This is a genomic window from Methylobacterium sp. PvP105, from assembly GCF_017876975.1.
Taxonomy (GTDB): Bacteria; Pseudomonadota; Alphaproteobacteria; order Rhizobiales; family Beijerinckiaceae; genus Methylobacterium; species Methylobacterium radiotolerans.
This window is the reverse complement of record NZ_JAGIPA010000001.1, coordinates 585,732-598,425: the sequence shown is the minus strand read 5'-3', so window position 1 is coordinate 598,425 and position 12,694 is coordinate 585,732. Positions and strand designations below refer to the sequence as shown.

The following is a 12,694-nucleotide window of genomic DNA, read 5'->3' as shown; positions in this document are numbered from 1 at the left end:
TTCCTATCCACGAAGACTTGCGCCACCCGGGCTACCACGAACCTGATCAGCGATGTCCGCTTGATTACTGCGGCGAGCGAGTCGCAGCATCATCCTTATTTCGCGAAGTCCCGCAGTCGTGTTCGCGACGAGCGTCGCTCTGTGGGTGACAGCCATCCTGCTTCTGCTTGCTTGGCCGCATCTTCGCGTGCGCGTGAGGGAGCGGTGTCGCCGCACGACCCGAACGCAGATTGAGCGCCTGCTCGTCGAGAACCGTTGGATGGAGCGCCTTGCCCGGGATGCGGCCGCGTTCGTGGCGCTCTGGTAACGGGTACTGGTCCGGCTGCTCCGCGCCCATCTCTCGCGGCCGCTCCGCGCCGTCGTCCGGATCGGCAACTTCGGACGGTTGGTCCGGGCGGAATTCGCGTCCTTCCTGCCGGTCGGGATCGCGTCCTGGACCCTCGTCGACTGCGCCAGCTCCGCGCAAGCAGGCTACGAGGCGCCGATGCTGCGGCGCCTGAAAGCGGCGGCCTGGCGTCTGGAATACCAGTATCGAAACTCCTTCGTCCTCCTCCGGGCCCGGACGCGCGTCGGGGTGTGCCTGCAATCGGCGGATCGCGACGTCGCGTACCTCCCGATCTCGGGCGACGCGGCGGCGGAGCGTGCCGGATCGGCCGAGGCGTGCGTGATGACCACCGGCCGCTTCAGCGTCGCGGCGCGCGCCCTGGCGGAAGAGCAGACCGTCCTGGCGCTGCACTGCTTGCAGATGGACTTACTGCCGCCCCGGGACAGGTCGATGGTCGTGCCTCGCAGCGTCCGCGGCAACGGGCTTCGGTGCGCAGCCTGACCGCGCTCAGGCCCCCGTGGGGGACGTGAAGTGTGCCGCGCGAGACCGATGACAGCTCTCGGAGCCGCAATCGTGAGAGACCCGCCGTCAAGCGCCGCGATCTGTCACGCCGACGGGCTTACCGGTTCGCCTGTCACTGTTAGGAAGAGTCGCGGTGCTCGCCAACGCATCGAGCGCCCCTGACCTCGCCCGCCCGGTTCGCCGTGGCGGGCACATTTTTCCCCGATCGGGGCAACGCGCGCTTCACCATCCCGGGCAGACGCTGAGGCCGAATCGTGGTCCGCGCCGTTGAGGCGCATGGACCAGTCCGCGTTGCCCAGAACGGACCACCCCGCAACCGACCAGGACACCCTCGCCGAGTTGCCGGCGGGCGATTTCGTCAGGCGATGGCGGCAGATCACCGGCGAGCCGCCGGCCATTCTCCTGAATTCGCGGTCCGAGATGATCGCGCTTCTCGTGGAGAGCGTGCCCATCGCGCCGCTCACGCCGCCGGAGAGGATCCCAAGAATTGCGGAGGTCGACGAAGTGCCGTCTCAGAAACGCGGCCCGGCTGGTCCCGGCACACCTGATCCGGAATGAGACGCGCCCGATGACCTCCGGAGGCGCGACTGCGAACCGATCCGGGATGACGCGATACCGGCGAGCCTCGACGCCCTCGGACCTTTGCCGATGGCCGCGTTCGCGAGCACTTCGGAGCAGTGGCATCGTCGCGCGATCTGAGCTGGACGGTCGCGCATCACCTGCACGCGGACGCAGGGCAGCTTTCCGTTCTCACCGAGCTTGAGATCGCGGGAATTTTGGTCGGAGTGGCAGGATTTGAACCTGCGACCCCCACGTCCCGAACGTGGTGCGCTACCAGACTGCGCTACACTCCGAAGGCCGCCCCGCGTGTCCGTCAGGGCCGGCGAGCGGGTGTATAGCCGCGCCTTTGCCCCACCGCAAGCGCGGTCTCGCGCCTTTTCAGCCGAGATGATCGGGCCAGTCGTCCGAGAGCCGGTGGCAGGTGATCTCCGCCCCTGCGGATCGGACCGCCACCGTCGCCACGTGATCGCTCCCGCAATCGATCTCCGCCAAGCTCCACGGACCCTCCAGGTTCCAGGACACGTCGCCGGAAGCCCGGAGAAGGCGCGGCGGTTCGGGGGGGACGCTGACGCTGAAGCGGTCGAGCGGTAGCGACAGGCCGCTGCCCAGCGCCTTCACCACCGCCTCCTTGCGGGTCCAAAGTCCGAAGAAGCGACGCTCGACCGCGCTTCGGGGGGCGCCGGCGAGGGCCGACACTTCGTCGGCGGCGAAATGGGCCGCCGCGATCCGCAGCGCGTCGGCGATCGGCCGGACGGCCTCGACATCGACACCGATCGACGCGTCACGGGCGAGCCCGATCAGCGCGCGCGCGCCGGAATGGGACAGGTTGAAATCTGCGGCCCCCCGCGCCGCGCCCGCGAGCTCCGGCTTGCCGCCGGCTCCGGCCAGGAACTCCACGTCGGCCGGCGCGAGACCGAGCGCGTCGCCGAGGATCAGCCGCAGCGCGGCGTGGCTGGCGCGGAACCGCGCCCGATCCACCGGGCGCAGGAACCGGTCCGCCCGCCCGCGCTCCGCGGCGTCGAGAACGGCCTCGCACCGGTCGATCTGGCCCGGGGTCAGGGCGAGGTCGACGATCCAGACCTCGACCGCGCTCACGCGCCACCTCGCGAGGCGAAAGCAGTGGCGCTAGCGTCAGGGGAGCGAAACGGCACGGGCGGCGATCCGATGGAAGGAAGGAGCAGCATCGGATCGCCGCCCGTCTCCTGCAAGGAGCGCCGCGCTCCGTGACGGTGTCCGGCACGGATCTCCGCGTCGGCCTGTCCGGCAGACCGAGCCTCGGCCTGCGGCCGGTCCGCTACGGGGTATTCTTCGCCACCTATCTCTATCAGGGCCTCATCGCGGGCTTCTCGCTGACGGCGCTCGCCAATCATCTCGCGGCGCAGGGCGTCTCCTCCACGGAGGTGGGGACGCACTTCGCTCTGGCGGGCCTGCCGTGGACGTTGCAGCCCCTGCTCTGGGGGCCCTGGGTGGACCGGGCCGGGGACACGCGGATGGGACGGCGCCGCCCCTTCGCGGTCGCCGCCCTGGTCGGATGCCACGCGACGCTGGCGCTCCTCCTCGTCCCCGGGGGCCACGCCGTCGGAGCGCTCGGCCTGGTTTTCCTCGTCCACAGCCTGTTCGCGTCGCTCCTCGACACCGCCTGCGACCGGATGATCATGGATCACGTCCCGGCCCGTGAGCTCGGCCGCGTCAGCGCCTGCACCCGGGCGGGCTTCACGGCCGGAACGAGCCTCAGCGCCGCACTCTTCGGCTGGTCGCTCGCGAATTGGGGCTTCTCCGCGAGCGCCCACTGGCTGTTCGCCGCCGCGATCGTCGCGAGCTTGCCGATGCTGCTGGTCCGCGAGGCGCCGAGCGATCCGATCTGGTCGCTCGATCGCCGCGGACCGCCGCCGCGGCGCGTCCCGTTCCGCCGCTTCCTGCGCCGGACGGTCGTGGCTTTGCGCCGTCCGCGCGCCCTGCGGCTGCTCGCCCTGTGCTTCGGCGTCGACGCGGCGCTCGGCCTGTTCGAGTTGCCCTTCGCGATCGATCTCCTCCAGCGGCAGGGCTGGGAGGCCGCCGGCCTGTCGCGACTGCAGGCCGTGCTGACCCTGGTGAGCGGCACGGCGGGAGCCGTCGCGGTGGGTGTCTGGTCGGACCGCGCGGGAGCGGCGTCGCCGTTGCGCGCCCTGCTTCTGGGCAGCGCCGTCACCTTCGTTCTGGCCGGGATCCTGATCGCTGCCGGGCTCGTCGGGGCCGCGGCACCGGCCATCCTGGCGCTCACCAGCGTGCTGCCCGGCCTGCTGATCGTCGCCCTGATGCCGGCGCTGCTCGCGGCGAGTCGGGGCCGTCCGGGCGCGGCCACGCAGTTCGAGGTGTACATGGCGTCCATGAATCTCGGCTCGGTCTCCGGGACCGCGGTCGCGGGCTGGCTGGCCCCGGCTGTGCCGCTGCAGGCATTCGCCGCGCTGGTCGCCGCGACGTTCTTCGCGGCCTTCCGCATGGCGAGGCGCGGCGATCTGCTCAGCCCCCGCCCGTGAGGGAATCGGGGACTGCGCGCCGCGGCCGGCTCCCCGCCGGCCGCCGATGCGTTAGAACCCCGGCATGGCCGCAACGAAATCCGAACCACTCGATCTCGACCTCACCGCCGAGGAAGCGCGCGCCGAGTACGCGCGCCTGTCGGACGCGATCCTGGAGGCCGATCGCCTCTACTATCAGGAAGACGCGCCCGAGATATCGGACGCCGAGTACGACCGGCTGCGCCGCCGCCTGGAAGACATCGAGGCCCGCTTCCCCGATCTCGCCGGTACCGGCGCCGCCAGCACGTCGGTCGGCGCGAAGCCTTCGGAGAAGTTCGCCAAGGTGCGGCACGCGGTGCCCATGCTCTCGCTGGGCAACGCCTTCGACGACGCGGAGGTGGCCGAGTTCGTCGCGCGCGTGCGCCGCTTCCTCGGCTGGTCGGACGACACTCCCCTCGCCTTCACGGCCGAGCCGAAGATCGACGGCCTGTCCCTATCGCTCCGTTACGTGAACGGCCGGCTCGACACCGCCGCCACCCGCGGCGACGGCGAGGTCGGCGAGAACGTCACGGCCAACGCCCGCACGGTGCAGGACATCCCGGCGGTGCTCGCGGGAGCCGGCTGGCCGGAGATCTGCGAGGTGCGCGGGGAGGTCTACCTGTCCCACGCCGACTTCGCCGCCATCAACGCCCGGCAGGAAGCGGCCGGCAAGCCGGTCTTCGCCAACCCGCGCAACGCCGCCGCCGGCAGCCTGCGCCAGCTCGATCCCGCGATCACCGCGTCCCGGCCGCTGCGATTCTTCGCCTATGCCTGGGGCGAGCTGTCGGCGCCGATCGCCGAGACCCAGACCGGCGTGCTGGAGCAGTTCGCGACCTGGGGCCTGCCGGTGAACCCGCGCACCGAGACCTTCACCGACACGGCGGCGATGCTCGCCCATTACCGCCGCATCGAGGCGGACCGGGCCGGGCTCGGCTACGACATCGACGGCGTCGTCTACAAGGTCGATGACCTCGCGCTCCAGAAGCGGCTGGGCTTCGTCTCGCGCTCGCCCCGCTGGGCGCTCGCCCACAAATTCGCCGCCCAGGAAGCCACGACGGTCGTCGAGGACATCGTCATCAATGTCGGCCGCACGGGCTCGCTGAACCCGCTCGCCAAGCTCCGTCCCGTGACGGTGGGCGGCGTCGTCGTGTCGAACGCCACCCTGCACAACGAGGGCTACGTGAAGGGCGTCGGCGCCGACGGCGAGCCGATCCGCGACGGCCGCGACATCCGCGTCGGCGACACCGTGACGGTGGTCCGGGCCGGCGACGTTATCCCCAAGGTCATGGACGTCGACCTCACGAAGCGCCCGGCCGACTCGCGGCCCTACGCGTTCCCGGAGTCATGCCCGGCCTGCGGCAGCCGCGCCGTCCGCGCCATCAACCCGCGCACCGGCCGGCCCGACGCGGTGCGCCGCTGCACCGGCGGCCTGATCTGCCCGGCGCAGGGCGTCGAGCGGATGAAGCACTTCGTGTCGCGCAACGGCTTCGACATCGAGGGCTTCGGCGAGACGTATATCGAGGTCCTGTTCGAGGCCGGACTGGTGCGCCAGCCCGCCGACCTGTTCCGCCTGGACTTCGAGGAACTCAAGGCCGCGATCGTGGCGCGGCGCGAGGCGCTGTCGGCCGAGCGGCGCGCGGAAGCGGGGACGGCCGAGCCGCCCAAGAAGGCCGCCAAGAAGAAGGGCGACGAGGACGACAAGGCGATCAAGAACCTGCTCGCCGCCGTCGAGGCACGACGCGCGGTGCCGATGAACCGCCTGCTCTTCGCCCTCGGTATCCCGCAGATCGGCGAGGCGACCGCCAAGGCGCTGGCGAAGCGCTTCGCCGACATGCCGACGCTGATCGCGGCGATCCGCGAGGCCGCGGCGGCGCAGCCGGGTCCCGACTGGGTCGAACTCACCGCAGTGCCGCGCGTCGGGGGCACCACCCGGGACCGGCTCCTCGATCTCGGCTTCCCGGAGGACGACGCGGCGCCAGCCAAGGAGCGGGCGCGCCTGAGCGCCGTCCAGCGCGAGAACCTCCTCGCCCATTACGGCGACGTCGACGCGGTGCGCGCCGCGATCGCGCGGGCTGCGGCGCAGCGTCCCGGCGATGCCTACCGGGTCTTCGCCGACGACGGCGAGATCGGCCCGGTGGCGACCGATGCCCTGCTCCTGTTCTTCTCCGAGCCGCACAACGCCGACGCCGTCACCGCGCTGCTCGACGCGGTCGCGGTGCAGCCGATGGAGCGGGCCGCCGCGGCCTCCACCTTCGCGGGGAAGACCGTGGTCTTCACCGGCGCCCTGGAGAAGATGACCCGCAACGAGGCCAAGGCGGTGGCCGAGCGGCTGGGCGCGAAGGTCTCGGGCTCGGTCTCGGCCAAGACCGACCTGGTCGTCGCCGGCCCGGGAGCGGGCTCGAAGCTGAAGGACGCCCAGAAGCACGGTGTCCGGGTCGTCTCGGAGGACGATTGGCTGGCGATGGTGGCGCAGGGTTGAAGCCCGAGTCCGGCCGGCCTAGACCTCTCGGGGAACACCCCGAGAACTTCCACCCGGTATGGTTGAACCGCGATGACGGTCCTGGCCCTCGACTTCGAGACGGCCAACGAGCGGCGTGACAGCGCCTGCGCGGTGGGGCTCGCCTGGATCGCGGATGGCCGGGTCGTGCGCCGCGAGAGCCACCTGATCCGGCCCCCCGAGATGCGCTTCGCGCCGGGCAACATTCGCGTCCACGGCATCCTGCCGGCCGACGTCGCCGACAAGCCCGACTTCGCCGCCGTCATGGCGCCCTATCTCGGCGATCTCGCGCGCGGGCTGATCCTGGCGCACAACGCGAGCTTCGATATCGGCGTCCTGCGCGCCGGCCTGACCCGGGCAGGCCTGCCGGTGCCCGATCTCGCCTATCTCTGCACGGTCCAGGTGTCTCGCCGGGTCTTCCCGGCGCCGGAGGGCTGCGGGCTCGGCAAGGTCGCGCGGCGCCTCGGCATCCGCTTCGAGCACCACGATGCCGGCGAGGACGCCTATGCGTGCGCGGAGATCGCGCTGGCCGCGATGCGCGAGCGGGCGGTCGCGGACATGCACGCCCTCGCGGCCGCGCTCAGCCTTCCGGTCACGCGGGCGGTCGGCGGCCCCGCCGTGCCGCGCCGCGCGCCGGGTGCGATCAGCGGCCGGGCCCTGGCGGGCTTCTCCGACGCGCCGGCGGCCCTGCGGTTCGCCATGCGCGGCTCGACCGGCAACCGCTACCACGTCAGCCTGGAGGAGCGGCCGGGGGGCCCGGAGCTGCGCTGCACCTGCACGGCCGGCCGCTACGGCATGCGCTGCCGCCACGTGAAGGCGCTGGAGGTCGGCGACATCACCGACCTGCTCTCGGACAATGCCGGCGACGTCGTGCTCCTCGCCCGGATGCTCGGCGCGAAGACCCGGGTCGCGGGCGCGGCCTGACCGGTCAGGCCGCGTCGAGGCAGGCGCGGAAGGCCGCGACAGCGCGATCGACGTCGGCCGGCGCGATGTGCCGGTGCGTGACGAGCCGAAGCCGCCGCGCGCCGAGCGGGCGCGAGCGGATGCCGGCCGCGTCGAGATCGGCCACCCAGCGCGCGCTGTCCCACCCCGTCCGCGAGACATCGACCTGCACGATGTTGGTCTGCGGCGCGGTCGCCGCGAGGGGCGGCATGGCGTTCAGCCCGTCGCTCAGCTGCCGGGCCCGGTCGTGATCCTCGGCGAGGCGTGCGCCCATGACGGTGATCGCCTCCAGCCCGGCGGCCGCCACGATCCCGACCTGCCGCTGCGTTCCGCCGATCATCTTCCGCAGGCGCCGCGCCGCCGCGATCACCGGCCCGTCACCGGCGAGCACCGCCCCGACCGGGGCGCTCAGGCCCTTCGACAGGCACAGCGACACGGTATCGACATGGGCGGCGAGGTCCGCCGGCGCGACGCCGAGATGGGTCGCTGCGTTGAACAGGCGGGCCCCGTCGAGATGGACCTTTATCCCGCGCGCGCGGGCGATCCCCGCCACCGCCGCCATGTGGTCCGGCGGCAGCACGGTGCCGCCGGCGGCGTTGTGCGAGGTCTCCAGGGCGATCATGGCCGTCCGCAGCGGGCTCGCACTGGGCCGGAGGGCGTCCTCCAGACGGTCGAGATCCATGGCACCGTCGGTTCCGGCGATCCCGTACAGGAACGCGCCCGTCAGGGTGGCGGCCCCGCGCTCGGTTTGGAGCATGTGGGCCTGGGCCTCCAGCAGGACCTGCTCGCTGCGCTGAACCTGGGCCAGGATCGCCAGCAGGTTGCCCATCGTGCAGCTCGGCACGAACAGGCCGGCCGCCTTGCCGAGCATGGCGGCGGCGGTCTCCTCCAGCGCGCAGGCGGTCGGGTCGGCGTCGAGCCCGTCGTCGCCCAGCGGCGCCGACCGCATCCGGGCGTACATCGCCTCGGTCGGCCGCGTGACCGTGTCGCTCCGCAGGTCGACGACGGTCGGCGCGTCCGCCGCTTCGCCGTGTTCGTTTCGCATGTCGATCCCGCCGCTTTACCGGTACGCCCCCTCGTCACCGGAATCGGTCGGGTTGGCGAGGGCACGTCTGAGAACGTCGCTCATCGGCAACTCCAAGTTGATACCCTTCGGCGGGATCGGCTGCTCGAAGTACTTGCCGTAGAGGCGCGCCACGGTCCCGTCCTGGATCAACTCGACCACCGCCTTGTCGACCGCCGCCTTGAAGGCCGCGTCGTCCTTGGGCTCCAGGATCCCGTAGGGGGCGAATTCCAGGCCCTTCGTGCCGATCTTGTAATCCGCCGGGCGCTTGGCGCCCGCCACCGTGGCGTGGGCCAGGGCGTCATCGTTGATGGCGCCCGCCGCGCGGCCGGTCTCCACGAGCAGGAACACCTCGGCGGTGTCCTTGGCGGGCATCACCTGGATGTCGAGCTTGTCGCGGACGTTGATCCGGGTGGCGACGCGCTGTGTCTCGCCGCCGGCCTGGGCCGAGATGGCCTTGCCGCGGAAGGACGCGATGTCGTCGACATCCACCGGCGTGTCCTTCTTGGCCACCAGCACCACCTGCGCCACGAAGGTGGTCGGCGCGAACGAGACCAGCTTATGCCGCTCGGGCAGGTTGCTGGCGGTGCCGCATTCCAGGTCGATCGTACCGTTGTTGATCAGCGGGATCCGGGTCGCCGACATCACCGGCACGTGGCGCACCTCGAGCTTGTTCATGCCGAGAACGGCTTTGAGCTTCTGCGCGACGTGCTCGCATATCTCCAGAGAATAGCCCACCGGCTTGGCGTTCTGGTCGAGGAAGCCGAAGGGTGGCGACGAGTCCGGGAAGCCGAGGCTGATCTGCCCGGTCGCGCGGATCTTGTCGAGGCGCCCCTCGGCGGCCGACGGCGCGGCGAGCCCGGCCCAGCACAGAGTGGCCAACAGAAGCGGCAGCGTCCTCGACACGATCCGAACCCCCTCGCTATGTCTGAACCGGAGAAGCACCGGGCTGCTCCAACGGGGAGTCGGCCCGAAGCTTTGCCGGTCGATCCTAGGAGCGGCCGCGCGCGGGCGTCCAATGCCGATTCACCTGCCGAGCATACGGATCTGATATGGCCGAGCGGCGCATGACCTTCCGGCACATCGAGGCGTTCCGGGCCGTGGTCGCCACCGGGTCGATGACCGAGGCGAGCCGCCGGCTCCACACCTCGCAGCCGCAGGTCAGCCGGCTGATCGCCCAGCTGGAGACCATCACGGGCCTGCCCCTGTTCGATCGGAGCGGGAGCCGGGTCGTGCCCTCCCTCGACGGAACGCGGTTCCACGCGGAGGTCGAGCGCGCCTTCGTGGGTCTCACCAGCCTGGAATTTGCGGCCGCGCGGATCCGCGCCTTCGGGACGGAGCGGCTGCGGGTGGCCGCGATGCCGCGGCTGGCGGGCGGGCTCCTCGCGCGGGCGGTCGTGCGTTTCCGCGCGGCGCATCCCGACGTGATCGTGGCGATCCATTCCGGCGACGACGAGACCGTGAACCACTGGCTCGCGACGGGCTCCTGCGACGCCGCGCTGACCATGCTGTACGGCGACGCTCCGGAGGCGCGCGCCGAGCACGTCGAGACCCGGCCCTGCGTCGCCGTCCTGCCGCGCGATCATCCCCTCGCCGCGCGGGCCGCGCTCGCGCCCGCGGATTTTCTCGGCGTACCGTTCGTTGCCGCTTCGCTCGGGAGCGCCCTGCGCGGCCGGACCGAGGCCATCTTCGAGGCGGCCGGGATCGGCCTGACCATCACCGCCGAGGCCGGCCTCGGCGCCTCGATCTGCACGCTCGTCTCGGCCGGGCTCGGGGTCAGCGTCATGAATCCGCTGGCGGCCCATGAGGAGGCGAAGGTCTCGCCGATCGCGATCCGGCCCTTCGCCCCCGCGCTCCCCGTGCATTTCGCGCTGCTGTTCCCCCCGGATCACGCCCGGGGCCGCCTGATGCGGGCCTTCGGGGCCTGCGCGCGGACGGTCCTGCTGGAGGAACTCGCCCAGCTACCGGACGCCGCGAGCGGGCGTCCGGCCGACGGTGCTCAGGCGGCGCGCTTCTCGGCGCCGGCGTAGAACGTGCCCCCGCGCTCGGCCATCGCGGCCAGGTTGTCGGGCACGTGGAAACGGGGCCCGTGCTTGGCCTCGAGCGACCGCGCGAGGTCGACGAAGGCCGCCGCGCCCATGAAGTCGATGTACGACAGGGTCCCGCCGGTGAACGGCGCGAAGCCGAAGCCGAGGATCGAGCCGACATCGGCCTCGCGCGGGTCGGTGACCACGCCCTCGCCGACCGTGCGGGCAGCCTCCAGCGCCTGGACCACCAGAAGCCGCTGCTTCAGCTCGGTGAAGTCGACGGCGTCGGGATCGAGCCGGTTCGGCTGCAGCTCCTTCAGGCCGGGCCAGAGGCGCTTCGGCGCGCCCTCGGGGTAGTCGTAGAAGCCCTTGCGGTTCTTGCGGCCCAGACGGCCCTGGTTCTCGACCATCTCGGCGAGGATCGCCTTCTGCGCCGGGTCGACGGCGCCCTGCCCCACCTGCGCCTCGGTAGCCTTGGCGATCTTGAGCACGAGATCGAGGGCGACCTCGTCGTTGAGCGACAGCGGCCCGACCGGCATGCCCGCCTGGCGGCCGGCGCTCTCGATCATCGCGGGCGGCACGCCCTCGGCGAGCATCTTGTGCCCCTCGAGGATGTAGGCGCCGACGCAGCGGTTGGCGAAGAAGCCGCGGGCGTCGTTCACGACGATCGGGGTCTTCTTGATCAGCCGCACGTAGTCGAGAGCGGCGGCGAGCGCCGCGTCTCCGGTCGCCTCGCCCTTGATGATCTCGACGAGCATCATCTTCTCCACGGGCGAGAAGAAGTGGATGCCGACGAACTGCGCCGGCCGCTGCGACGCCTTGGCCAGCCCCGTGATCGGCAGGGTCGAGGTGTTGGACGCGAAGATCGCGTCGGGGCGGATCACCGCCTCGACCTTCTGGATCACCTCGGCCTTCACGCGCGGATCCTCGAAGACGGCCTCGATCACGAGGTCGCACTCGGCGAGGGCGCCGTAATCCGCCGTGGCCTGGATCCGGCCGAGCAGCGCCTCCCGGTCGGCCGTCTTGGCCCGGCCCTTGTTGATCTGGCCGGTGATCAGGGTGTGGGCGTAGGCCTTGCCCTTCTCGGCGGCCTCGACGGACTGGTCGACGAGAACCACCTCGATGCCGGCCTGGGCGGTGACGTAGGCGACACCCGCGCCCATGAAGCCGGCACCGATCACGCCGACCTTGCGCAGGTCGGTGGCCGGCACGTCCTTCGGGCGGCGCGCGCCCTTGTTCAGCTCGCCCATGGAGATGAACAGCGTGCGGATCATCGCCGCCGCCTCGGTCGAGCGCAGGATATGCGCGAAGTACCGGCTCTCGACCTGCAGGGCGAGGTCCATCGGCAGCTGCAGGCCCTCGTAGACCGAGGCCAGGATCGCCTTGGCGGCGGGGTAGTTGTCGTGCGTCTCGCGGCGGTAGATGGCGTTGGCCGGCGGCCAGATCATCATGCCGGCGGGCGAGTAGACCTTGCCGGACGGGGCCTTGAACTTCGGCACGTCCCACGGCGCCACCGCGGAGCCGCCCTCGCGGATCCAGGCCTTGGCGCGCTCGACGATCTCGGCCTGCGGGGCCACGGCGTGGATCAGTCCCATGCCCTTGGCCATGGGCGCGCGGATCTGCTCGCCCTTGAACAGCATCTGGAGGGCATCGCCGGTCTGCATCAGGCGCGCGACCCGCTGCGTGCCGCCGCCGCCCGGGAACAGGCCGACCTTGATCTCCGGCAGGCCGACGCGGGTCTTCCCGTCGTCGGACGCGACCCGGTAGTGGCACGACAGCGCCAGCTCGAAGGCGCCGCCCAGGCACAGGCCCTGGATGGCCGCGGCGAAGGGCTTGCCGCAGGTCTCCAGCCGCCGGAACAGCAGTGACAGGCGCCGGGAGGCCTCGAAGAAGTGGCGCATCGCCACCTCCTCGCCCTGCTCGGCCTTCAGCTGCTCGTAGGCCCGACCGAGGCCCTGCAGCATGGTGAGGTCGGCGCCGCCGGAGAAATTGTCCTTGCCGGTGGCGATGACGCAGCCCTTGATCGTCGGATCGGACGCGACCTGCTCGACGATCTGCTCGAGCTGGTCCATCACGCCTTCGGTGATGACGTTCATCGAGCGGCCGGGCATGTCCCAGGTCGCCAGAGCGATGCCGTCGGGATCGGTCTCGAAGCGGAAATCGGTCAGCGTCACGGTGCCGTCCTCCCTGGATTCCGCCGACGATCCGCCGGCGCGCTTGCAT

The 12,694-nt window shown here is 71.5% G+C and carries 10 protein-coding genes and 1 tRNA gene; 6 read left to right on the top strand and 5 right to left on the bottom strand.

Annotation, left to right across the window (positions count from 1 at the left end):
- The first annotated feature begins 484 nt into the window (after window positions 1-484).
- Window positions 485-826 (top strand): hypothetical protein, encoded by a 342-nt coding sequence (locus tag J3A75_RS02875; protein ID WP_133250867.1) that lies wholly within the window; start codon window positions 485-487, stop codon window positions 824-826.
- Between the two features lie 297 nt (window positions 827-1,123).
- Window positions 1,124-1,405 carry a hypothetical protein gene (locus J3A75_RS02870; protein ID WP_024827918.1) on the top strand — a complete coding sequence of 94 codons (282 nt, stop codon included), beginning with the start codon at window positions 1,124-1,126 and terminating at the stop codon, window positions 1,403-1,405.
- A 219-nt stretch (window positions 1,406-1,624) separates the two neighbouring features.
- Here the strand turns inward: J3A75_RS02870 and J3A75_RS02865 are convergent.
- Window positions 1,625-1,701 (bottom strand) — tRNA-Pro (locus J3A75_RS02865).
- Between the two features lie 85 nt (window positions 1,702-1,786).
- The gene (locus J3A75_RS02860) at window positions 1,787-2,503 is read right to left on the bottom strand and encodes a 4'-phosphopantetheinyl transferase family protein (RefSeq protein ID WP_029359129.1); all 717 of its coding nucleotides are present in this window, start codon (window positions 2,501-2,503) and stop codon (window positions 1,787-1,789) included.
- Between the two features lie 128 nt (window positions 2,504-2,631).
- Between J3A75_RS02860 and J3A75_RS02855 the strand changes: the two genes are divergently transcribed.
- The 3 genes from J3A75_RS02855 (at window position 2,632) to J3A75_RS02845 (ending at window position 7,363) form a co-directional block, all read left to right on the top strand.
- Window positions 2,632-3,924 (top strand): MFS transporter, encoded by a 1,293-nt coding sequence (locus tag J3A75_RS02855; protein WP_209649682.1) that lies wholly within the window; start codon window positions 2,632-2,634, stop codon window positions 3,922-3,924.
- A 64-nt stretch (window positions 3,925-3,988) separates the two neighbouring features.
- Complete coding sequence (gene ligA / locus J3A75_RS02850; RefSeq protein WP_209649680.1) at window positions 3,989-6,421, top strand: NAD-dependent DNA ligase LigA; 2,433 nt, start codon at window positions 3,989-3,991, stop codon at window positions 6,419-6,421.
- A gap of 72 nt (window positions 6,422-6,493) precedes the next feature.
- Complete coding sequence (locus J3A75_RS02845; protein ID WP_059408997.1) at window positions 6,494-7,363, top strand: 3'-5' exonuclease; 870 nt, start codon at window positions 6,494-6,496, stop codon at window positions 7,361-7,363.
- Between the two features lie 4 nt (window positions 7,364-7,367).
- Here the strand turns inward: J3A75_RS02845 and J3A75_RS02840 are convergent, their stop codons facing one another.
- Both J3A75_RS02840 and J3A75_RS02835 read right to left on the bottom strand, forming a co-directional pair.
- A complete protein-coding gene (locus J3A75_RS02840) occupies window positions 7,368-8,426 on the bottom strand; it encodes a threonine aldolase family protein (RefSeq protein WP_063111069.1) in 1,059 nt (352 codons plus the stop codon).
- A gap of 15 nt (window positions 8,427-8,441) precedes the next feature.
- Window positions 8,442-9,326 carry an amino acid ABC transporter substrate-binding protein gene (locus tag J3A75_RS02835; protein WP_245364378.1) on the bottom strand — a complete coding sequence of 295 codons (885 nt, stop codon included), beginning with the start codon at window positions 9,324-9,326 and terminating at the stop codon, window positions 8,442-8,444.
- A gap of 185 nt (window positions 9,327-9,511) precedes the next feature.
- On the opposite strand from J3A75_RS02835, the gene J3A75_RS02830 reads away from it, so the two are divergent.
- The gene (locus J3A75_RS02830; RefSeq protein WP_245364379.1) at window positions 9,512-10,474 is read left to right on the top strand and encodes a LysR substrate-binding domain-containing protein; all 963 of its coding nucleotides are present in this window, start codon (window positions 9,512-9,514) and stop codon (window positions 10,472-10,474) included.
- On the opposite strand, the gene J3A75_RS02825 is transcribed toward J3A75_RS02830, so the two are convergent.
- Window positions 10,444-12,645, bottom strand: coding sequence for a 3-hydroxyacyl-CoA dehydrogenase NAD-binding domain-containing protein (locus J3A75_RS02825; protein WP_070998230.1), 2,202 nt, complete (start codon window positions 12,643-12,645; stop codon window positions 10,444-10,446). The two genes, J3A75_RS02830 and J3A75_RS02825, sit on opposite strands and share 31 nt — an antisense overlap.
- Window positions 12,646-12,694: the final 49 nt, after the last annotated feature.

Excerpts from the sequence above, each read along its gene's own strand:
- J3A75_RS02875 (WP_133250867.1), top strand. The coding sequence starts at position 485 with ATGCTGCGGCGCCTGAAAGCGGCGGCCTGGCGTCTGGAATACCAGTAT.
- J3A75_RS02870 (WP_024827918.1), top strand. The coding sequence starts at position 1,124 with ATGGACCAGTCCGCGTTGCCCAGAACGGACCACCCCGCAACCGACCAG.
- ligA (WP_209649680.1), top strand. The coding sequence starts at position 3,989 with ATGGCCGCAACGAAATCCGAACCACTCGATCTCGACCTCACCGCCGAG.
- J3A75_RS02845 (WP_059408997.1), top strand. The coding sequence starts at position 6,494 with ATGACGGTCCTGGCCCTCGACTTCGAGACGGCCAACGAGCGGCGTGAC.
- J3A75_RS02840 (WP_063111069.1), bottom strand. The coding sequence starts at position 8,426 with ATGCGAAACGAACACGGCGAAGCGGCGGACGCGCCGACCGTCGTCGAC.
- J3A75_RS02830 (WP_245364379.1), top strand. The coding sequence starts at position 9,512 with ATGACCTTCCGGCACATCGAGGCGTTCCGGGCCGTGGTCGCCACCGGG.